The 1337-nt window shown below is 66.9% G+C and carries 1 protein-coding gene; it reads left to right on the top strand.

Going from position 1 to position 1337, the window contains the following annotated elements:
• The first annotated feature begins 85 nt into the window (after nucleotides 1–85).
• Nucleotides 86–1303 (top strand): IS481 family transposase, encoded by a 1218-nt coding sequence (locus NM203_RS33045; RefSeq protein WP_255065287.1) that lies wholly within the window; start codon nucleotides 86–88, stop codon nucleotides 1301–1303.
• Nucleotides 1304–1337 lie beyond the last annotated feature (34 nt).

The raw sequence follows: 1337 nt of genomic DNA, 5'->3' as shown, positions 1-1337 counted from the left end.
TGTGAAGTCTCAGGACATCGCGTACAGGGGTATGTCTCGGGACATCGCGTACACCTGATCGGGCTGGGTGGATCCAGAGTGGTTCATGGCCCAGAAGGTGACGGCGATGGATACGCGTGCGTTGGTGGCGTTGGTCGGGCAGGTGGACAACGTGACCGAGTTCTGTCGAGAGCATCAGATCTGTACGACGACGTTCTACAAGCTCCGTAGACGGTTCGCCGTCGAGGGCTGGGATGGGTTGTTGCACGACCGGTCTCGGCGACCGCTGTCCTCGCCGACGGCGACCGATCCCGTCGTGGTGCAGGCGGTGCTGGACTGCAGGCTGGAATTGCTGGGCTCGGGGTTGGATCACGGTCCGCAGTCGATCGTGTGGACGCTGCGGCGCCGGGGGCTGGGCGGGGTCCCGTCGCGAGCCACGGTGGCCCGGATCCTGAGCCGGCACGGTCTGGTCGTCGCGCAGCCGCGTAAACGGCCGAAATCGGCGACCAAGCGGTTCGTGTTCGCCCGGCCCAACGAGTGCTGGCAGTCCGACTGGACTGAATGGCGGCTGGCCGACGGGACCGCGGTGGCGATCGCGGGCACCCTCGACGATCACTCCCGGTACCTGCCCGCCCTGATCGCCGCCGAGGGCGCGGGTACCACCGTGCTGGTGTGGGCGGTGATGCTGGCCGGGATCGCCGAATGCGGCATCCCGTCGATGTCGTTGTCCGACAACGGGTTCGTCTACACCGGCCGGCTGCGCGGCTACGAGTCGACCTTCGAGGCCAACCTGCGGGCGCTGGGGGTGCGGACCATCAACTCGACCCCGTATCACCCGCAGACCTGCGGCAAGATCGAGCGGTTCTGGCAGACCCTCAAGAAGTGGTTGGCCGCCCACCCGCCCGCAGCCACAATTGAGCAGCTCAACGAGCACCTCGAGACGTTCCGCGAGCACTACAACCACCAGCGGCCGCACCGCGCACTGGGCGGGGCCACCCCCGTCGAGGCGTTCACCGCCACCGCCATAGCCCGCCCCGCCGACCGGCCGCTGCCCGAACCGGTCTTCGTCAGCCGCCGCACGGTCGGGCAGAGGTCGGGCAACCTGTTCATCGCGCCCTACAAGGTCAACGTCGGATTGCGCTGGGCCGGACACCTTTGCGATGTCATCCGCGACGGCGACCACATCACCGTCTACAGCGGCACCACTCTGGTCCGGTCATTCACCGTCGACCCCACCTGCAACTACCAGCGCGGCGACAAATCCACCCGGACCTACCGCACCCGCGAGCCTCAACCGGCATCATCGGTGTACGCGATGTCCTGAGACATATGTGTACGCGATGTCCCGAGACACCACA

Source organism: Mycolicibacterium arenosum, assembly GCF_024320865.1.
Lineage (GTDB): Bacteria > Actinomycetota > Actinomycetes > Mycobacteriales > Mycobacteriaceae > Mycobacterium > Mycobacterium arenosum.
This window is presented reverse-complemented; position numbering and strand designations above follow the sequence as displayed.